This window comes from Saccharopolyspora antimicrobica, assembly GCF_003635025.1.
Taxonomy (GTDB): Bacteria; Actinomycetota; Actinomycetes; order Mycobacteriales; family Pseudonocardiaceae; genus Saccharopolyspora; species Saccharopolyspora antimicrobica.
In genome coordinates this window covers 3,754,600-3,773,193 of the sequence record NZ_RBXX01000002.1, presented here as the reverse complement: position 1 = coordinate 3,773,193, position 18,594 = coordinate 3,754,600, and the positions used below count along the sequence as shown (strand labels likewise).

22 protein-coding genes are annotated in these 18,594 nt (G+C 71.2%); 12 read left to right on the top strand and 10 right to left on the bottom strand.

All coding sequences use genetic code 11. The features are described from left to right. Positions 1-3: 3 nt before the first annotated feature. Both ATL45_RS18455 and ATL45_RS18450 read right to left on the bottom strand, forming a co-directional pair. Complete coding sequence (locus ATL45_RS18455) at positions 4-324, bottom strand: WXG100 family type VII secretion target (RefSeq protein ID WP_093157147.1); 321 nt, start codon at positions 322-324, stop codon at positions 4-6. Between the two features lie 2 nt (positions 325-326). Continuing rightward, positions 327-785, bottom strand: coding sequence for a YbaB/EbfC family nucleoid-associated protein (locus tag ATL45_RS18450; RefSeq protein ID WP_093157148.1), 459 nt, complete (start codon positions 783-785; stop codon positions 327-329). A 249-nt stretch (positions 786-1,034) separates the two neighbouring features. Between ATL45_RS18450 and ATL45_RS18445 the strand changes: the two genes are divergently transcribed. After that, positions 1,035-1,478 carry a MaoC family dehydratase gene (locus ATL45_RS18445; protein ID WP_093157349.1) on the top strand — a complete coding sequence of 148 codons (444 nt, stop codon included), beginning with the start codon at positions 1,035-1,037 and terminating at the stop codon, positions 1,476-1,478. Positions 1,479-1,585: 107 nt separating this feature from the next. On the opposite strand, the gene ATL45_RS18440 is transcribed toward ATL45_RS18445, so the two are convergent. From ATL45_RS18440 to ATL45_RS18425, 4 genes are all read right to left on the bottom strand, one after another. Further along, positions 1,586-2,227 (bottom strand): adenosylcobinamide amidohydrolase, encoded by a 642-nt coding sequence (locus ATL45_RS18440; RefSeq protein ID WP_093157150.1) that lies wholly within the window; start codon positions 2,225-2,227, stop codon positions 1,586-1,588. Continuing rightward, positions 2,224-3,174 carry a hydroxymethylglutaryl-CoA lyase gene (locus ATL45_RS18435; protein ID WP_093157151.1) on the bottom strand — a complete coding sequence of 317 codons (951 nt, stop codon included), beginning with the start codon at positions 3,172-3,174 and terminating at the stop codon, positions 2,224-2,226. Before ATL45_RS18435 ends, ATL45_RS18440 begins: the two co-directional genes overlap by 4 nt. A gap of 34 nt (positions 3,175-3,208) precedes the next feature. Continuing rightward, a complete protein-coding gene (locus tag ATL45_RS18430) occupies positions 3,209-3,730 on the bottom strand; it encodes a PH domain-containing protein (protein ID WP_093157153.1) in 522 nt (173 codons plus the stop codon). A gap of 64 nt (positions 3,731-3,794) precedes the next feature. Next, the gene (locus ATL45_RS18425) at positions 3,795-4,622 is read right to left on the bottom strand and encodes a biotin--[acetyl-CoA-carboxylase] ligase (protein WP_093157154.1); all 828 of its coding nucleotides are present in this window, start codon (positions 4,620-4,622) and stop codon (positions 3,795-3,797) included. A 74-nt stretch (positions 4,623-4,696) separates the two neighbouring features. Here ATL45_RS18425 and ATL45_RS18420 point away from each other — a divergent pair, with 74 nt between their 5' ends. The 3 genes from ATL45_RS18420 to ATL45_RS18410 all read left to right on the top strand — a co-directional run bounded on the left by ATL45_RS18420 (position 4,697) and on the right by ATL45_RS18410 (position 7,343). Continuing rightward, positions 4,697-5,017, top strand: coding sequence for a nucleotidyltransferase family protein (locus ATL45_RS18420; protein WP_093157156.1), 321 nt, complete (start codon positions 4,697-4,699; stop codon positions 5,015-5,017). A gap of 29 nt (positions 5,018-5,046) precedes the next feature. Beyond that, positions 5,047-5,358: a HepT-like ribonuclease domain-containing protein gene (locus tag ATL45_RS18415; RefSeq protein ID WP_256258558.1), complete on the top strand. Its 312-nt coding sequence runs from the start codon at positions 5,047-5,049 to the stop codon at positions 5,356-5,358. An 80-nt stretch (positions 5,359-5,438) separates the two neighbouring features. Beyond that, positions 5,439-7,343: a Xaa-Pro dipeptidyl-peptidase gene (locus ATL45_RS18410; RefSeq protein WP_256258554.1), complete on the top strand. Its 1,905-nt coding sequence runs from the start codon at positions 5,439-5,441 to the stop codon at positions 7,341-7,343. Positions 7,344-7,384: 41 nt separating this feature from the next. Here ATL45_RS18410 and ATL45_RS18405 read toward each other — a convergent pair whose 3' ends face one another. Next, positions 7,385-8,098, bottom strand: coding sequence for a heparin lyase I family protein (locus tag ATL45_RS18405; RefSeq protein ID WP_246025419.1), 714 nt, complete (start codon positions 8,096-8,098; stop codon positions 7,385-7,387). A gap of 172 nt (positions 8,099-8,270) precedes the next feature. Continuing rightward, positions 8,271-9,416: a S1 family peptidase gene (locus ATL45_RS18400; RefSeq protein ID WP_093157159.1), complete on the bottom strand. Its 1,146-nt coding sequence runs from the start codon at positions 9,414-9,416 to the stop codon at positions 8,271-8,273. A gap of 449 nt (positions 9,417-9,865) precedes the next feature. On the opposite strand from ATL45_RS18400, the gene ATL45_RS18395 reads away from it, so the two are divergent. The 8 genes from ATL45_RS18395 (at position 9,866) to ATL45_RS18365 (ending at position 15,538) form a co-directional block, all read left to right on the top strand. Further along, positions 9,866-10,501, top strand: coding sequence for a Maf family protein (locus tag ATL45_RS18395; protein ID WP_093157160.1), 636 nt, complete (start codon positions 9,866-9,868; stop codon positions 10,499-10,501). Between the two features lie 80 nt (positions 10,502-10,581). After that, positions 10,582-10,671, top strand: coding sequence for a putative leader peptide (locus ATL45_RS40235; RefSeq protein WP_351115210.1), 90 nt, complete (start codon positions 10,582-10,584; stop codon positions 10,669-10,671). Between the two features lie 101 nt (positions 10,672-10,772). After that, on the top strand, positions 10,773-12,098 hold the full coding sequence (locus ATL45_RS18390; RefSeq protein WP_093157162.1) for a dicarboxylate/amino acid:cation symporter: 1,326 nt from the start codon (positions 10,773-10,775) through the stop codon (positions 12,096-12,098). A gap of 115 nt (positions 12,099-12,213) precedes the next feature. After that, the gene (locus tag ATL45_RS18385; RefSeq protein WP_246025418.1) at positions 12,214-12,591 is read left to right on the top strand and encodes a DUF1707 SHOCT-like domain-containing protein; all 378 of its coding nucleotides are present in this window, start codon (positions 12,214-12,216) and stop codon (positions 12,589-12,591) included. Positions 12,592-12,618: 27 nt separating this feature from the next. Continuing rightward, positions 12,619-13,269 (top strand): DUF3558 domain-containing protein, encoded by a 651-nt coding sequence (locus tag ATL45_RS18380; RefSeq protein ID WP_093157163.1) that lies wholly within the window; start codon positions 12,619-12,621, stop codon positions 13,267-13,269. 245 nt (positions 13,270-13,514) lie between these two features. Continuing rightward, positions 13,515-13,886 (top strand): hypothetical protein, encoded by a 372-nt coding sequence (locus ATL45_RS18375; protein WP_093157164.1) that lies wholly within the window; start codon positions 13,515-13,517, stop codon positions 13,884-13,886. Between the two features lie 6 nt (positions 13,887-13,892). Next, positions 13,893-14,750 carry a PPE domain-containing protein gene (locus ATL45_RS18370; RefSeq protein ID WP_093157166.1) on the top strand — a complete coding sequence of 286 codons (858 nt, stop codon included), beginning with the start codon at positions 13,893-13,895 and terminating at the stop codon, positions 14,748-14,750. Then, positions 14,747-15,538, top strand: coding sequence for an ESX secretion-associated protein EspG (locus ATL45_RS18365; RefSeq protein ID WP_093157168.1), 792 nt, complete (start codon positions 14,747-14,749; stop codon positions 15,536-15,538). Before ATL45_RS18370 ends, ATL45_RS18365 begins: the two co-directional genes overlap by 4 nt. Before the next feature lie 222 nt (positions 15,539-15,760). Here the strand turns inward: ATL45_RS18365 and glpD are convergent, their stop codons facing one another. Both glpD and ATL45_RS18355 read right to left on the bottom strand, forming a co-directional pair. Then, the gene (gene glpD, locus ATL45_RS18360; protein ID WP_246025417.1) at positions 15,761-17,497 is read right to left on the bottom strand and encodes a glycerol-3-phosphate dehydrogenase; all 1,737 of its coding nucleotides are present in this window, start codon (positions 17,495-17,497) and stop codon (positions 15,761-15,763) included. A 197-nt stretch (positions 17,498-17,694) separates the two neighbouring features. After that, entirely contained in the window at positions 17,695-18,522 is an 828-nt protein-coding gene (locus tag ATL45_RS18355) for a DeoR/GlpR family DNA-binding transcription regulator (RefSeq protein ID WP_177242050.1), read from the bottom strand. Between the last annotated feature and the right edge of the window lie 72 nt (positions 18,523-18,594).

Sequence of the window (18,594 nt, the reverse complement as noted above, 5' to 3'; positions counted from 1 at the left end):
CGCTCACCCCCGTCCGGCGATTCGTCCGAGCTCTTCGGCGTTGTCCGCGTCCACCTGCTGCGTCGTGGCCGCCGCGGCGGCGAACTTCGACCCCATGACGCGCAGCCGCGACGGCATCTCGCCGAGGTCGGACAGCGCCTGCTCCGCCCGGCCGCAGTGCGCCTGGGCGAAGCTCGCGCCGATCTCGTCACCGCCCCAGCACTCACCTGCCGACTCCACCGCCCGGCGCAAGGTCTCGGCGATCTGCTGCGCCTGCCCCGCGAGGTCGTCGAACTCGCCCGCGTGCTTGCCCAACTGCCCGAGGTCGCTGCGGAAACCACTCATGGTCACATCCGTTTCGTCGGGCTCTGCTGCAACCAGCTCCCGGCCGAGAAGTCCTCGTCCTCGGAAACATCATCGTCGATGGGCCCGGGTTCGTTGCGCAGCACCGATGTCGACGCACCGTCGGCGTGTCCGCCCAGCAGCACATCCGGATCGGTGCCCGTCGGCAGCACCTCGGCGAGCACGTCGGCGGCGCGCCGGGCGGCGGCCTGCGCGGCTGCCGCGCTCAGCTCGGCGATGGTCGCGGCGAGCTGGGCGGGGCGCAGCTTGTCGTAGACGTCGTCGGCCAGCACCACCTCGCGGATGGTGCCCTGCGGGCCGACCGCGACCTGCACCCGACCGTCGGCGGAGCGGGCCGTCTCGGTGATGCTGGCGAGTTCCTGGTGGGTTTCGGCAAGGCGTTCCCGGCTGCGCTGGTAGTCGGCCATCAGCTCGGCCACCTGGGCCCGGTGATCGGTCGGCACGGCCGCTCCCTCCCCTGGTCGCTGGGCGGGCCCCGCAGCTGGCGCGGCGGAGTCCGGCACGGCACAGCGGTCGGCGGCCCGGTGAACCGCAGACCGCACGTCCTGGCTTGGACGTGCGCCGCAGCGCAGATGGTTCCACGTCGGCAGCGGCATTTTCCCGCCAGACCTGCCATTCGCACCGGAATGTCCGAACCCGGTGTGAGCACCGTCTCGGCGACCGGCCACCGCGGCGGCTGGGACCATGGGGCGATGGCGACCATCGCGTACGAGGACCTGACGCCCGGCCGGACCTTCGACCTGGGCGAGGTGAAGGTGGACCGGGCGGAGATGCTGGCCTTCGCCGAGCGCTTCGACCCGCAGCCGTTCCACCTCGACGAGGAAGCGGGCCGGAACTCGGTGCTCGGCGGGCTGTGCGCCTCCGGCTGGTTCACCGCGTCGCTGTGGATGCGCGGTTACGTCGATCACGTGCTGGCCGACTCGACGTCGCAGGGCTCACCGGGCGGCAACGAGCTGGCCTGGCTGGCCCCGGTGTTCCCCGGCGACGTGCTGCAGCTGTCGATGGAGGTCAACAGCCAGCGCCGCTCGCAGAGCAAGCCGAACCTCGGCCTGGTGGAGATCACCGGCACGGCCGATCGCGACGGCGAGCGCGTCCTGCGCTTCACCTTCGTCGCGATGTTCGGCACCCGGGACTGACTGGGACCACTGTCGGCGGAGCCGTCCGAGCTTGTGCAAGCGGCGGCAGCCGCTTCGAGTACGTACGCAGGGCGACCACCCATGCAACCCGACCACCCGCAGGCCTTTCAAAGCCTGTCGTGGCGCGGGTCTTCTACGCGCAGGCCCGCCGTCACCGCTGCGTGGACCGCTCGGGCCAGGGCCGAGCCGATGCGGGAGCGGGGGCCGCCGTAGAGCTCCGGTTCGCCGTCGGCCGGGCAGAGGATCGCCGTTGCGTCGGTGACCGTTCCGGTGCCCGCGACGCCCGATTCCAGCAGGGCTTGGGCTTTCGCCTCCGCCACCGTCGCCACCGCGTTCACCAGGGCAGCTTCGCTCAGGCGCACCGGTGACCAGCAGACCGCGTTGATCGTGCCCGCCGCCCACGCCTGCGCGCGCTCCGGCGCCGCGGCCCAGACCGGCACGTTGGCGCCGGTGGTCACGCTCGCGCGGACTCCGCTGTCGGCCGCGGTCACCTCGTGGCGCACGTCCACCGCGGTCAGCAGGCCGATGCCCTCCCCGGGCAAGCCGAGTCCAGCGGCCATCTCACCGGCGTGCGCCGTCGGATCGGGGTGGTCGTAGTCGGTCACCACCGTCGCGTTGAACACCCAGTTCCGCAGGCCGATGCCGCCGCCGCGAGGCGCCGAGGAGATCGCCAGCCACGGCCGCTCGCACCGCCAGACCAGCACCGGCCGGTCCTGCACGGCGTGCAGGACCGGACGCGGCGCGGTCACGAGCTCAGCGCCTTGACCACCCGGGACGGGCTCGGGCGCCCGAGCCGCTCGGCCATCCAGACGCTGGTCTCCACGAGCTTGCCGAGGTCGACGCCGTGCTTGATGCCCAGCCCTTCGAGCATCCACACCAGGTCCTCGGTCGCGAGGTTGCCGGTGGCCGACTTCGCGTACGGGCAGCCGCCCAGCCCGCCCGCCGACGAGTCCACAGTGGACACGCCGTGCCGCAGGGCGGCGAAGGTGTTGGACAGCGCCTGGCCATAGGTGTCGTGGAAGTGCACCGCCAGCCGGTCCACCCCGATCCCGGCCGCGACGAACCCGCGCAGCAGCGCCGAGACGTGCCCCGGCGTGGCCACGCCGATGGTGTCGCCCAGCGACAGCTGGTCGCAGCCCATCTCCAGCAGCCGCTTGCCCACCGAGACGACCTGCTCGACCGGCACCGCGCCTTCCCACGGATCGCCGAAGCACATCGAGATGTACCCGCGCACCGACAGGCCCTCGCCGACCGCGCGCCGCACCACCGGGTCGAACATCGCGAACTGCTCGTCCAGGCCGCGGTTGAGGTTGCGCCGGGTGAAGGTCTCGGTGGCGGAGGCGAAGATCGCGATGTCGCGCACCTGCGACTCCAGCGCCCGGTCCAGGCCCTTCGCGTTGGGCACCAGCACCGGGTAGCGGATGCCGGGCACGCGCTTCAGGCCGGCCAGCAGCTCGGCGGCATCGGCCAGCTGCGGAACCCACTCCGGCCGCACGAAGCTGGTCGCCTCCAGCACCGGCAGCCCGGCGTCGGCCAGCCGGTCCAGGAACTCCAGCTTCACCTCCACCGGGACCGCCTGCTTCTCGTTCTGCAGCCCGTCGCGCGGCCCGACCTCCCAGATCGTCACCGCCGCGGGCAGCTCGCCCGGCTCCGGCGCGGCCACCTGCATCGGCAGCCCCAGTTCACGCGGTCCCATCAGCCCTCCCGTGTCCAGCTGGCACCCGACCGGCTCATCGACCCACCGGTCCGCGGTACCCCCGATCGTCCCGCGGGTCGTCGTTCACCTCGCGGTACAGCAACGTGTGGACCTTCTCCACCTGCGGAATGTCGTCGAACTCCAGCGGCTCGTCCGAGGCGGACTCGACGATCAGCGTGCCGCAGCCCAGCATCCGGTCGATCAGGCCGTGCCGGAAGCGCACCGAGTTGATCCGGGACATCGGGATGTCGATGCCGCTCCGGGTGAACACGCCCTCGCGGACCATCAGCCGGTGCGTGGTGACCACGAAGTGCGTGGTGCGCCAGCGCACCAGCGGCGCGAGGGTGAACCAGATGACCAGGATCGCACCCACCACCGCCAGCGCGATCCACGCCGGCAGGTGCCAGGAGAACGGCGCGAGCAGCGCCGCCGCGTAGGAACCGCCGCCGACGACCACGAAGAGGATCAGCACCGGGACGAGCAGCATCTTCCAGTGCGGGTGCTTGTGCACGACCACGAACTCGTCCTCGCCGAGCAGGTCGTCTGGGTAGGCCACCGGTTCCCCCTCCTCTAACCGCGTCGCCGATCACGGTACCGCTCGCGGCCGCGCACGCCCGCGATCAAGCCCGCCGCACGTGCACGACGTCGCCCGCCGAGACCGCGGTCGTCAGCCCGCTCTCGGCGCGCACCATGAGCCGGCCCTCGACGTCGATGCCGGTGGCCACGCCCCGCAGCTGCTCATCGGGCCCGAGCTCGACCCGCACCTGCTGCCCCACGGTGCTGCACAGCTGCCGGTACCGGTCGAGCAGCCCGCTGCGCACCACGTCGCCCGAAGCGGCCCGCCAGCGGTCGTCGACCTCGGCGAACGCCGTGAGCAACGCCACTGCGAACTCCTCGCGGTCGACCTCCCCGCCCTCCGCGGCGAGCGAGGTCGCGGGCAGCCCGCCCGCGCCCCGGGGCAGTTCGTCGCGCTGCTGCAGGAGGTTGACGCCCATGCCCAGCACGAGCGCCAGCCCGTCCGGCCCGGCCACCGCCTCGCCCAGGATCCCGGCCGCCTTCAGCCACTCGTCGCCGCTGCCGAGCAGCAGGTCGTTCGGCCACTTCAGCGAGGCGCGCACGCCGGTGGTGCGCTGCACGGTCTCGGCGAGCGCGACGCCGGCGATCAGCGGCAGCCAGGACACCGCGGACTGCGGCACGTCCGGCCGCAGCAGGACGCTCACGAAGAGCCCCTGGCCGCGCGGCGAGGTCCACTGGCGCTGCATCCGGCCGCGCCCGGCCTCCTGCTCCTCCGCGATCAGCACGGTGCGGTCGGCAGCGCCCCGGCTCGCGGCGGCGGCCAGGTCGGTGTTCGTCGAACCGGTCACGGTCACCACGTCGAGCGCGGCGTAAGGCCCGCCGTCGACCAGCCGAGCCCGCAGCCGTCCACCATCCAGCAGCACAGGATTCACCCCCCAAGCCTAAGCCGCGACTGGACCGCCCTCCCGCGGAACTGGGATGATGCGGGAAGCAGGGAGGAGGAGCCATGACTTCGGTCATCGACGCACCGCACCGTCGGATCACCCTCGACGAGGTCCGCGCGCACCGCGACGAGATCTACCGGATCGCGGAGCAGTACGGCGTCAGCAACGTCCGGGTGTTCGGTTCCGTCGCCCGCGACGAGGCCGACGACGACAGCGACCTGGACCTGCTGATCGACGTCGCACCGGGCACGAGCCTGTGGGACATGTCCGGGTTCGCGCTCGACGTCGAGGAACTGCTCAACGTCTTCACCCAGGTAGTGACCCCGAACGGGTTGAAAGAACAGATCCGGGATGAAGTGATCACCGAGGCGGTTTCAGTTTGAAGCGGGAGACGCCCCAGCGCCTGCAAGACATGGTCACTTTCGCGGAGAGGATCCGAGACCGCACACCGTCGGACCGGAAGTTGTTCGACGATGACGACGTTCTCCAGACGGCGTTGCTGCACTGGATTGAGAACCTCGGCGAGGCAGCCAACGGCGTCGATCGTGAGGTGCAGCGAGCGCACCCCGAAATTCCCTGGCGGCAGATGATCGCCATGCGCAATCGGATCACGCACGGGTACTTCGACATGGACTTGAACACCGTGTGGAACGTCGTCGTACGCGAGATCCCCAAGCTCCTCCCGCAGGTCCGCGCGATCCTGGACGCCGTCGAGAACCGGTAGCCCCGGCCCCACTTTCGGCTGTGTCCGGTTGGTGATCTTGATTCGTATCGTGCCTCCGAGACTTCTCGGAGGTGGGCACGTTGCGGAGACGTTGGTGGGCGCTGCCGTGCGCGGCACTGGTGCTGACCGGGATCGCTCCCGGCGCGGCGGCCGAGCAGGGGCCGGTGCAGGTCAGGGACGGGCGCAGCCAGCCCGTCTTCACCGCCGAGCCGGTGCGGGAGACGGTGTGGGTGGAGACCGGGCTGGACGGTGACGGCGACGGCGTCGTCGACCGGGTCGCCGCGGATGTCGTCCGGCCGTCCGGCACCGACCAGCCGGTACCGGTGATCATGGACGCCAGTCCGTACTACTCGTGCTGCGGCCGCGGCAACGAGAGCGAGCTGAAGACCTACGACGAGCAGGGCAGGCCGGTCGGCTTCCCGCAGTTCTACGACAACTACTTCGTGCCGCGCGGGTACGCCACCGTGCTGGTCGACCTGTCGGGCACCAACCGCTCCGAGGGCTGCGTGGACGTCGGCGGCGCGTCCGACATCACCTCGGCGAAGGCCGTGGTGGACTGGCTCAACGGCCGCGCACCCGGGTTCGACGCGCCGTCGGGCGGCGGGCCGGTCGAGGCGGGCTGGTCCACCGGTGACGTCGGCATGATCGGCAAGTCCTACGACGGCACGATCGCCAACGGCGTGGCCGCCACCGGCGTGGATGGCCTGCGCACCATCGTGCCGATCGGCGCGATCAGCTCCTGGTACGACTACTACCGCTCGGACGGCGTGTCCTTCGGCTTCAACCCGTCGGGGCTGGCGCGGACCGTCGAGGAGGGCGGCCGCCCGGACTGCGGCCCGGCCAAGCAGGAACTCGACGCCGGCTCCCCCGCCAACGGCGACGTCACTCCGATGTGGACCGAACGGGACTACGTGCCGAACGCCGACCGGGTCACCGCGAGCGTGTTCGCGGTGCACGGCCTCGGCGACCTCAACGTCAAGACCCTGCACCTCGGGCAGTGGTGGGACGCGCTGGCCGAGCGCGACGTGCCGCGCAAGCTGTGGCTGAGCCAGACCGGGCACGTCGACCCGTTCGACTTCCGCCGCGCGGAGTGGGTCGAGACCCTGCACGCCTGGTTCGACCACTGGCTGCTCGGCGTGGACAACGGGATCACCGAAGAGCCCGCCGCCAGCATCGAACGCGCGCCGGACGTCTGGGCGGACGAGCCGACGTGGTCCAGCGAGCTCGCGAAGGACACCGTGCTGAACCCGCGCGAGGACGGGCTCGGCACGCAGCCCGGCAGCGGCACCGCGTCGTTCACCGATGACCCGTCGCTCGACGAGTACGACTGGGCGGCAAACCCCGATCAGCCGTCGCCGGCCCGCGCGCTGTTCAGCACCGCGCCGCTGACCAGCGACGTCCGGGTCGCCGGAACCGGTTCGGTCACCGTCACCGCCACGCCGAGCACGCCGACGGCGCACCTGTCCGCGATGCTCGTCGACTACGGGCCGGCCACCACCCGCGACTACCTGGGCCGCGGTGAGGGCATCCGCACCCTGCAGACCGAGTCCTGCTGGGGCGAGAACCGCCCCGGCGACGACGCCTGCTACTTCGACACCGAAGCGACCACCACCGACGTGGACTTCGAGATCATCGCGCGCGGCTGGGCCGACCTGGCCAACCACGAATCGCTGTCGGAGGAGCGCCCGCTGGAGCCGGGCAAGCCGCAGACCATGACGTTCCGGCTGGCCACCACCGACCACGTGGTGCCCGCTGGCCACCGGTTGGCGCTGATCATCGGCGGCACGGACAGCGCGTTCATCGTCGCCCCGCGCCAACCCGGTGAGATCGGCCTGGACCTGGGCGCCACCTCGGTGACGCTGCCGGTCGTCGGCGAACTCCCCGCGCTGACCGCGGCCGGGCCGGACAAGCCGAGCGTCCGGCCGGACCGCGTCCCGGCGCGACCGGACGTCCAGCTCAACCGGGACGTCCTGCCGGGCAGCTGACCCGGACGGCGGGGGAGGCGCGAGACCTCCCCCGCCGCTGGTCAGGGCGCGACGTCGGCGTACTCGCTGCCGATCTTCAACGCGTCGATCTCGTTGACCACGTCATCGCCCTCGGCGCCGTAGACGCCCCACTTCGGGTGGTTCTCGCTGTCGAAGGTGCGGCACGCCCAGCGCTGCGAGCCGTCGCTGAACGTCTGCCGCTCGCCGTTGAACCAGAGCTCGACCCAGCCGCCGGTGGTCTCGTCGGACAGGTGCAGGCCGAGCACGATGCTGTGCCACTCACCGGCCCGGATCGGCTGGTCCCAGATGACCCTGGTCTCGTCGGGCTGGCGCTGCAGCAGCGAGAGCTTGCCGTCGATCACCTTGAGGACCACCGGGTAGTTCTGGATGTGACTGCCGTAGGACTTCCACTGGAAGGTGGCGTTGTTGTCCACGGTGCTGGACAGCCTGCTCCGCCAGCCCAGGTAGTAGGTGGAGCCGTTCCGGAAGTCGTACTCCTGGCCGTCGACCTTGATGCCGCGGCTCTCGCACCGCCGCAGCCCGGCCGGCTTGTCGTAGCGCCACACCGCGCCCTGCTCCGGATCGTCGACCGCCGTGACGCTGCCCGGATCGGCGCACTCCGAACCGATGTGCGCGAACACGCCGGTGCCGTTGGCGGCGTCGCCGTCCCACATGACCGCCGCGGAGGCCGAAGGCGCCGACGCCACGAGCAGCATCGCCGCCAACAGGGCCACGGCGGGAGTTCTCCCGACCATGATGTTCCCTTCCGGCGGCGGAAGCCCAGATCTACCGGACGCCGCGGCCCGGTGTCCAGGTCATTCACCCGAACCGCAGCGAGCGGCGGAACCGAATCCTCCACAGTGGAGTCCGGTCCCGCCGCCCGTGCCCGTGAGCGTTTTGGCCCCCCGGAGCGCTCACGGACGGATATCAGCCCGTGACCAGGCGCAGGCCGTAGGCGCTGAGCGCCTCCTGGACCGGCTGGAAGTAGGTCGTCCCGCCGGAGCTGCAGTTGCCCGAACCGCCCGAGGTCATGCCCTGGGCCTGGGTGCCGCTGATGAACGAGCCGCCCGAGTCACCCGGCTCGGCGCACGCGTTGGTGCGGGTGAGACCGGTGACCGTGCCCTCGGCGTAGCGCACGGTCTGGTTCATCGCCTGCACCGATCCGCAGCGCCACCCGGTCGTCGAACCGGAGCGGCAGATCGACGAGCCGACCGGGGCCACGGTCGCGCCGGACACCGCGCGGGTGCTGCCGTTGTACATGTTCACCAGCGCGCGCGGCGTCCAGTTGGAGTTGGCCGAGACCCACGCGTAGTCGTTGCCGGGGAACGACGAGCCCTGGAACGTGCCCATCGCGACCTGGTTGTACCCGGAGACCGCCGTGCCCGGGCGACCGCAGTGCCCGGCGGTGACCATCCCGGCGCCACCGGACGAGGTGCGCACCGCGAAGCCCACCGAGCAGCGTCCGCCCATGTAGTAGGCGTCGCCGCCGCGGATGTCGTAGAAGGTGCGCGGCGACTCGGCCACCTCTTCCACCCGCACCGAGTCGTCGATGCTGCGGGCCCGCGCGAGGAAGTCCTCGGTGGCGGCGTCCGTCTTGGTGCGGTCGACCGATACCACGACCGAATTGGACCGCACGTCCACGTACCAACCGGTGATCGACTGCGGCGCAGTCGCTTCCATTCCATCCAAAGTGGACTTCGCCGCGTCGAGTTCGCGCTCGGTGTTGGACACCACCACGGCATCCGCACCGGCTTCGCGCGCCGCCTGCGCCGCGCGCCCGTCGGTGACCGCGAGGACGAGCTTCCCGCTCGCCTCGTCGAAGTAGGAACCGGCGAACGCCTCGCCCGCGCTCCCGCGCAGCTTCTCGTTGAGCTGGATCGCGCGGGCTTCCCGCGCCAACCGGTCCTGCGCCTGCTGCGCGGTCAGGCCGAAGTCTCGCTGCATAGCGGCGAGCAGCTCCGGGGCCGCCTGATCCGGTGCTGGTGCTGCGGTGGACGGCACTGCCACCGCGGCGAGCGTGCCCGCCGCCAGCACGGCCGCACCGAGCAACCGGATGGTTCTGCTCCGACTCATGGTCGTCTCCCTCGATCCGAAATTGGGCAGGGATCACCCGCGCACGGCCGATCCGGCCGCGGTGCGCGGGAGCTGGTGCCCCGGCACCCGCATGCCGGGGATGAGGTGGCGCCGCCCGGGTTCCGGGTCGGCGCTGCGTAGGAGGGGGTGAACCGCGCCGCAGCGGTTCGCGTAGAAGGACATTAAGGAGCCGATACCTGAAGCGGACACCACCTTTCGGAGCATCCTGAGCGCGAAAACCGCGCCATGCCACGAACTTTCAAGGTCGACGCGGCGAACGGCAGCACTCCGGATACGCCGAGCGGACCGATCCCCGCGCAACCGGCGAGGACACCTCCGCTTCACCGGAACGCAACGTCGGCGAAAACCAGGCGTCCGCTTTCCGCTGGAATCGCGGATGTCGTCCACCCGCGCGGGCGCCGATCCGGGCCGGCTCTACCATCGGCGGCGTGCGCTTCGTGCTTGCCTCCGCTTCGCCCGCTCGCCTGTCCGTGCTGCGCTCGGCCGGGATCGAGCCGCTGGTGCGGGTTTCCGGCGTCGACGAGGACGCGGTGACCGCTTCGCTGGGCGATCCCGCTCCCGCCGAGCTGGTCAGCGCGCTGGCGCAGGCCAAGGCCGATGCGGTGGCCGCCGAGATCGGCGCCGAGGAGCCCGACGCGGTGATCGTCGGCTGCGACTCGATGCTGCTGATGGCGCACGGCGAGATCGCCGGCAAGCCCGGCACCCGCGAAGCCGCCGCCGAGCGGTGGGCGAAGAACGCGGGCAGCAGCGGCGAGCTGCTGACCGGGCACGCGATCGTCCGACTCCAGGGCGGCGAGGTCACCGCGCGCGCCAACGGCCACCTGGGCACCACCGTGCGCTTCGGCGAACCGAGCGAGGCCGAGCTGGAGGCCTACCTCGCGACCGGTGAGCCGCTGCACGTGGCAGGCGGGTTCACCCTCGAAGGCTTCGGCGGCTGGTTCATCGAGGGCGTCGACGGCGATCCGTCGAGCGTGCTCGGGATCAGCCTCCCGCTGACCCGCAAGCTGCTTGCCCAGGTCGGCGTCAGCGTGGTGACGCTGTGGAGCTCGCCGACTGCGGAGTGACACCGGGTTCCGGGCACCCGAGTGAATACGAACACAATTCGGTTACCCCCGGATGGTTTTCGCCGCGCGGCTGGTTACAAATGTTCGCGATGGGCACCACCCGACGGCTGTATCTGACTTCGCGCCTGCACGTCGATCTTCGACGGCAGGCCAGCTCCGTCTGTCTGTGATCGAGCGCGGCACCGCCGCTTCATGAGATTCGCGCGCATCGTCGCGCGCCGCTCGAACCGCACTGCCTTCGAACCTCACTCCGCGACTCCGGGAGACCCCTGTGTCCACCACTGCTGGGCGATCGCGCCTGCGCTTCAACCCCAAGCTGTTCGCCGTGGCCGTCATCGCGTCGCTGGTGCTCGGCGCACTGCTCGGCTACGTCGCCAAGCAGACCGATGCCGAATGGCTCGCCACCACGCTGAAGACCATCGGCTCGACCTTCACCAAGCTGCTCACCTTCACCGTGCTGCCGCTGATCTTCACCGCGATCGTGGTGGGCATCAACAGCCTCCGCGGTCTCGGCGGCGGCCGGGCCGCGGCGCGGCTGGGCGGCAAGACCGCGCTGTGGTTCGGCATCACCTCGCTGATCGCGGTGCTGATCGGCCTCGCCGTCGGCTCGCTGTTCCAGCCCGGCCGCGGCCTGATCATCGAGCCCGACCCGGAGAAGCTGCAGTCCATCGGCGAGAAGACCCAGGGGTCCTGGCTCGACCTGATCACCGGCCTGGTGCCCAGCAACCTGATCAGCGCCTTCGCCGAGGGCGAGACGCTGCAGGTTGTGTTCGTCGCGCTGATCATCGGTGCGGCCACCTACAGCCTGGGTGAGAAGGCGGCGCCGTTCGTCGACTTCAACAAGGCGGCCTTCGAGGTCATCCAGCGCGTGCTCGGCTGGATCATCCGGCTCGCCCCGCTGGGCACCCTCGGTCTGATCGGCAACGCCGTGGCCAGCTACGGCAACGAGTTCTTCGCGCCGCTGCTGAAGCTGATCGGCTCCACCTACGTGGCCTGCGCGCTGGTGCTGTTCGTGGTCTACCCGGTGCTGCTCGGGCTGGTGGCCAAGGTCAGCCCGATCCGGTTCTTCGCCAAGTCGTGGAACGTGCTGCAGTTCGCCTTCGTCTCCCGCTCCTCCGGTGCCAGCCTCCCGCTGACCCGCCAGACCACCGAGGACCTGGGCGTGCCCGCGTCCTACGCGAACTTCGCGGTGCCGCTGGCCACCACCACGAAGATGGACGGCTGCGCCGCGATCTACCCGGCGGTCGGCTCGATCTTCATCGCGAACCTCTTCGGCATCAGCCTCGGGCCGGTGCAGTACCTGACGATCGTCGCGGTCGCGGTGTTCGGCTCCTTCGCCACCGCCGGCGTGACCGGCTGGTTCACCATGCTGACCCTGACCACCGCCGCGCTCGGCTTCCCGCCCGAGGTGGTGGCCACCGGCATCGCCATCGCCTACGCGGTGGACCCGATCCTGGACATGATGCGCACCGCCACCAACGTCGCGGGCCAGATCGTGGTGCCGACCGTGGTGGCCCGCAGCGAGGGCATCCTCGACGACGAGGTGCTGGCCAAGCCGAGCACCCCGCTCGTCGACCGCGAACTCGCCAACGCCTGACCATCCCCTGAGCAGAGGGCGTCGCCGGCACGCAGCCGGCGGCGCCCTCTGACGTTTGTCTGAACCCTTGGTTCACCTGGCTCGTCCGGGGGTCCGCCGACCGTAGGATGGTGGGGTGGAGAAGGGACGGCGGGGCAGAGATCTCCGGATCGGCGATCCCGAGCGCGAACTCGCGATGCGGCTGCTCGGTGAGCACTTCGCCGTCGGGCGCCTCGACGTCGGCGAGTACGACGAGCGCTGCAGGCTGGTCGCCGCCGCCCGGTTCCGCTCCGAGCTGGAGGGGCTGTTCGACGACCTGCCCGCGCCCCGGCCCGAACGCGCGGCCCCGGCCGCGCAGCGGCCCCCGAGCCGCACTCGACCGGTACCGGCGAAGGTCGCGCTCGCGGTCGGCGTCGCCGCGCTCGCGGTCCTGCTGCTGATCGTCGCCCGGCAGGCCGCGCTGCTGCTGCTGATACCCCTGATCGCCGTGCTCTGGTTCAGCTGGCGCCGGTGAACGCCCGCACTTCGTTACGGTGTTGACATGCACCGCTCGCGGATCACCGGGGCTCGGCGGTTGAGCGCGCTGCTCGCCGTCAGCACGTTAGCCCTCACCGGATGCAGCCTGTGGCAGTCGCACCCGACCGCGGACACCGCGGCGCCGCCGCCGATGCCGCTGCCCACGACGAGCACTCCGCCGCCACCGCCGTCGCGGCCTTACGAGCTCGGCCTCGACGGTGTTTCCGCGTGCTCGCTGCTGACCACCTCCCAGCGCAACCAGCTCGGCTTCGACCGCGACCCGATGCCCGACTCCGAAGCGGGCTTCGGCAACGCGGCGACCTGCAGCTACCGCAACACCACCGCCAAGGTGGGCGCCCGGCTCGCGCTGATCACCACCGAGGGCATGGGCGTGTGGACCGACGACACCGCGCAGGTGGAGGCCACCCAGGTGATGGTCGGCGAGTTCCCGGCGCTGGTCATCAAGACCCCGGGCCTGAACCTGTCCTGCAACGTGGCGGTGGACGTGGCCGAGGGCCAGCACCTCGACGTGCTCTACCGCGACGACGGCGCGCAACCGCCGTCACCGGTGGACCAGCTGTGCGCCGGAGCCCAGCGGGTCGCCGAGGACGCCGTGGCGACGCTGGCCGATCCGGGGACCTCGGAGACCCGGACGCCGACCTCGCAACCGGGTTGATCACGCAGAGCGACCGGAAAACCCGAGCAGGGAGTGATACTCACCGCTTATGGAGCACTCCCCAGCGTGACTTCTGGTGACTACAGTGTTCGCTGGACGTTTAGTAGCTTGAGCGCGCGGGTGCTCCGCGCTCGGTCAGGTGTCCCGCACAGCACCTGACCTGTGGGCGGCCCCGCCGCAACCGCGCGTTCGAGCACGAGGGCCTGCACCCATGATCTGGGCCCTTACCTGTGGGAGGGGAAAACGTGCCGCTAACTGCTCCGTGGGGCGACAGCTCGACCGAAGCCCTGCCGGGTGTGTCCGGTGGCTCGATGCAGGTCGAGCCCGCCGCCATTCCGAGGCTGGTCAACGCGCTGCAGGAATCGCTGGACGCGGTCGGCCTGCAGATCGAGCACGCCATCACCGAACTCCGCATCCGGCCGTGGGCCGGCGACCCGATCAGCGCCGATGCCGCCGAGGAGTTCAACCGGCGCTCCCTCGGCGGTGGCGAGGACGCGCTGACCGCCCTGTGCGGTTACCGCGACCAGCTGCAGGCCGCCGCCGAGTCGCTGGAGCGCGCCAACCGCCAGTACTCGCGCATCGACGGCGAGAGCGCTATGGGCATCGGGGGCTGCTGACCGGCCATGAGCGAACACCGATGGCAGGGATACCGCCACCCCGAGCTGTACGCCCAGATCAACGAGGGCCCGGGCCCGGACGGTTCCACCGACAGCGTCCGGCGCTGGAGCGAGCTGACCCGCGCGTTGGGCGACATCGACGCCGGGCTGGCCTCCGCGGTGACCTCGGCGATGGGCGGCTGGAGCGGAATCGCCGCGGACAGCGCCCACGACGGGCTGCGGCCGCTGGGCAACTGGGCCGCGCTGGCCCAGGAGGCCACCACCGTGATGCGGGAGCGGGCCGAGCAGCAGGCGGAGTTCATCAGCAAGGCGCGCCGCGACATGCCGCCCCCGGTGCAGGTCACCGCCGAGGAACCGGGCGCGGCGCAGACCCTGCTGACGCACCTCTTCGGCGGGCAGACCGACTACGAGGTGCAGGAGGCCAAGCAGCACGCGGCCGAGCAGCGCGCGTTCGACGTGATGCGCACCTACGAGGCGTCCACGCAGGCGAACACGACATCGCTGGCCTCGTTCACGCCGCCGCCGCAGGTCGTGGTGGACGCGCCGGTCAGGGGCGGCTCGAGCGTTTCCGGTGGCCAGCAGAACGTGACCATCAGCTGGGGCCCCACCAGCGTGCCCGCACCGCGCGGCTCCGGTTCGGCGACCGCGGCGCAGCGCACCGCGCAGCAGCCCGCCCGGCCCGGCGGAACTCCGGTGCGCGGCGGTGAAGTCCGCTCCGGTGGTGTCGGTGGCCGGGCGGCCAAGCGGGAACGCGACGAGTCCGTGGACCGGAAGGTCACCGAGAAGACCGGCAACCGCGGTGGCTTCTTCGACCTGGTGGAATCGCCGTCGCGACCGGTGATCGGCGGCGAGCCCGGGCAATGACGTTCCCCGCCACCGCCCAGCGGATCGGCCTGTCGGCGCTGGAACTCGACGTGCTCGTCGAGCACCTCGGACTCGAGACGATGCCGCTGGTGCTCAAGGTCCCCTCCCCCGGGCGCACCCACGCCGAACGCGCGCAGCTGGTCGAGTCGGCGTGGCGTTCGCTGGGCGCGCGCGGGCTCGGGCGGCCGACCGCGGTCGACCCGGAGCTGGAACGGGTGCTCCGGCTGCTGGCCCATCCCGACCGCGAGGTCGACGGCCGGCTCTGGCTGGAGCGCAGCGTCCGCGTGCTCGCCGCGGCGGTCGGCGAAGAAGCGGTGCTGGTCGTCAAGGACGGCGACGAGCTGAGCCTGCGTTCGGCGTCGGCGAGCGGATTGCCGCGCGAAGCGCTCTCCGTGCTGCCGCAGTTGCCGCCCGGCCCCGGCCGTTCGGTCTCGCTGCGCAGCAGCGACCTGGACGCCGCGGCGGAAGAGGCCGGGAACAACGTCGAGCAGCTGGTCGGCGCCCTGCAACGCCGGGGAGTCCGCGCGGACGACGCGGAAACGCTGACCGACATGGTCGCCGGAGTGGCCGCTCGCGGGCAGTTCGGCGCTGCCGCCCGCGACCGGTTCGGCCGCCGCGTCCGGGCCGACCGGGTGGTCGGGTTCTTCGACACGGCGCACGGCCGCTACGCCCAGCTGCGCCGGGAATCACCGTCCGGCGACGTGTGGAGCACGGTCGCCCCGGCCGACGCCCGCCGCCTGACCGGTCACCTCGAAGAACTCCTCACCGAGATCAGCACCGACACCTGATCCCACCTCGGCACCGCGCCCTCCGCACGCAGGTGACATGCGATTTCAATGGAAATCAGACGTCCGATTTCCATTGAAATCGCGACCGACGTCGGCGTGTCGGGGAACGACACGCCGAAGATCCGCAAGTTCCATTGAAATCAGACCTTCGATTTCCATTGAAATTGCGGAGGTTTCGCCGCCGGCGCGCCGGGGGTGGCGCGCCGACGGCGAGAGGTGGGATCAGACCAGGGGTTCTTCCAAGCGGGTTCGGGCCTCCGGCGCCGCCGAGCGCTTGGCGTCCGCCGCCTGGTCGTCGGGCTGGGTCTGGGAGTCGCGCTCCGCCTCCACGCGCTGCGTGTAGACCTCGACCTCGCGCTCGATCTGCGCTTCGTCCCAACCGAGGACACCGGCCATCAGCCGCGCCACCGGTTCCGCGCAGTCCACACCGCGGTGCGGGTACTCGATCGAGATGCGGGTGCGGCGGGTGAGCACGTCCTCCAGGTGCAGGGCGCCCTCGTGGCTGCACGCGTAAACCGCCTCGGCCTGCAGGTAGTTCGGCGCGGCCGGGATCGGCTTGAGCAGTTCCGGCCGGTCCGCGGCGAGGGCCAGCACGTCGTGGATCTCCGAGCCGTAGCGGTCCAGCAGGTGCCGGATCCGGTACGGGTGCAGGCCGTGCGCGGTGGCGATCTGGTCGGCCTGGTTGATCAGCGCGTGGTAGCCGTCGGCGCCGACCAGCGGGACCTGGTCGGTGCACGAGGAGGCCACCCGGCCGTTGATGTCCGGGGCGACGGCGTCCACCGCGTCGGCGGCCATCACCCGGTACGTCGTGTACTTGCCGCCGGCGATCGCCACCAGGCCCGGGGCGACCCGCGCCACCGCGTGCTCGCGGGACAGCTTCGAGGTCTCCTCGCTCTCGCCGGCCAGCAGCGGGCGGAGTCCGGCGTAGACGCCCTCGATGTCCTCGTGCTTCAGCGGCGTGGCCAGCACCGTGTTGACGTGCTTGAGGATGTAGTCGATGTCCGACTTCGTCGCGGCCGGGTGCGCCAGGTCGAGGTTCCAGTCGGTGTCGGTGGTGCCGACGATCCAGTGACTGCCCCACGGGATGACGAACAGTACCGACTTCTCGGTGCGCAGGATCATCCCGGTCTCGGCGACGATCCGGTCGCGCGGCACCACGATGTGCACGCCCTTGCTGGCGCGCACCCGGAACCGGCCGCGGCCACCGGAGAGCTTCTGCAGCTCGTCGGTCCACACCCCGGTCGCGTTGATCACGGCCTGCGCGCGGACCTCGGTCTCGGCGCCGGTCTCCACGTCGCGCACCCGGACCCCGGCGATCCGGTCGGCTTCCCGGAGGAACCCGGTGACCTGCGTCGAGTTCATCACCACCGCGCCGTAGCGGGCCGCGGTGCGGGCGACGGTCATGGTGTGGCGGGCGTCATCGGCCTGCGCGTCGTAGTAGCGGATGCCGCCGATCAGCGCGCTGCGCTTCAGCGCGGGCACCATCCGCAGCGCACCGGCGCGGGAGAGGTGCTTCTGGCCCGGCACCGAGCGGGCGCCGCCCATCGTGTCGTAGAGGAACAGCCCGGCCGCGGTGTACGGGCGCTCCACCACCCGGCGGGTCAGCGGGTACAGGAACGGGACCGGCTTCACCAGGTGCGGCGCGATGCGGGTGAGCATCAGCTCGCGCTCCCGCAGCGCCTCGCGGACCAGCGAGAACTCCAGCTGCTCCAGGTAGCGCAGGCCGCCGTGGAACAGCTTGCTCGACCGGCTGGAGGTTCCCGAAGCGAGGTCGCGGGCCTCGACCAGCGCCACCTTCAGACCGCGGGTCGCCGCGTCCAGCGCAGCGCCGGCGCCGGTCACGCCACCGCCGATCACCACCACGTCGAACTCCTCGGCGCCCAGCCGCCGCCAGTCCTCGGCCCGCTCGGCCGGGCCCAACGTGCCCTTCAGCCGGTTCTCGGTCTTGTCTTCGGACACCGCGTCCTCCTCGCTCGAATCGCGTCCCACCATCAGTTCTTCCAGCAGCGGCGGCAGCCGCTAGCGGGGTGGGACTCGGCTTTCCCCGCTGCGCGCGCTCGGCCTTCGCGCGAGGACGTCTCCGGGCCGCCGAAAGCGGTCGCGCAGGCCGCCCCGCACCACCGCCGACGCGGGAACCGGACCTCGACGAATGGTCATCATGCCCGACCAGCACGCTGCGTGCCCGCCGCGACACCGCGCGTTCTGCCCGCCTGCTCGACCAGCGCGCCGCGGTCGCGCAGCACCTCGATGTCCGCGCTGTCGGTCTTCGAATCGACGATGACGATGTCGAAGTCCTCCACCGGCGCCACCGCGTGCAGCGCCCGCCTGCGGAACTTGGTGTGGTCGACGTAGAGCACGCGGCGCCGCGCGGAGGCGAGCATGGCCTTCTTTATCTGCACCATCTCCTGCTGCGGGTAGCAGCAGATCCCGTCGGTGACCGCGGAGACCGACATGATCGCCAGGTCCACCCGCAGGTTGCGCAGCGCGTCAAGCGCCATGCCGCCGACGAAGGCGTCCGCCCACGGCAGGTAGTCGCCGCCCACGCAGATCAGGCTGATCCCCGGCGCGTTGCGCAGCTCGTCGAACACCCCGCGGTGGTTGGTGACCACGGTCAGCGGGGCCCGCTCCGGCAGCAGCCGGGCCAGGTAGACGCCGGTGGTCGAGTCGTCCAGCACCAGCGCCTGGCCGGGTTCGACCAGTTCGGCGGCGGCGCGGGCGAGCTCTTCCTTCTCGTCCTTGTTCTGCGGCAGGCGGAATTCCGATGCCGCCTCGTACAGCAGCGACGACGCCGCGGAGACGTTGCCCCGGTTGCGGTGCACCAGTCCCTGCGACTCGAGGTCGGCGAGATCGCGGTAGACGGTCATCGCGCTGGCGCCGATGGTCGTGACGAGGTCGTCGATGCGCAGCGTGCCCTCGGCCATCACCAGCTCGGTGATCTTGCGTCTGCGGTCCTGCTGCTTCTCGGACGGACGCCGAGCGGACATCATCGTCCCCCTCACTCCCGAACCAGCCAACTCGATAAAAACACCATCGGAGGCGTCTTGCAGCGTTGTTTT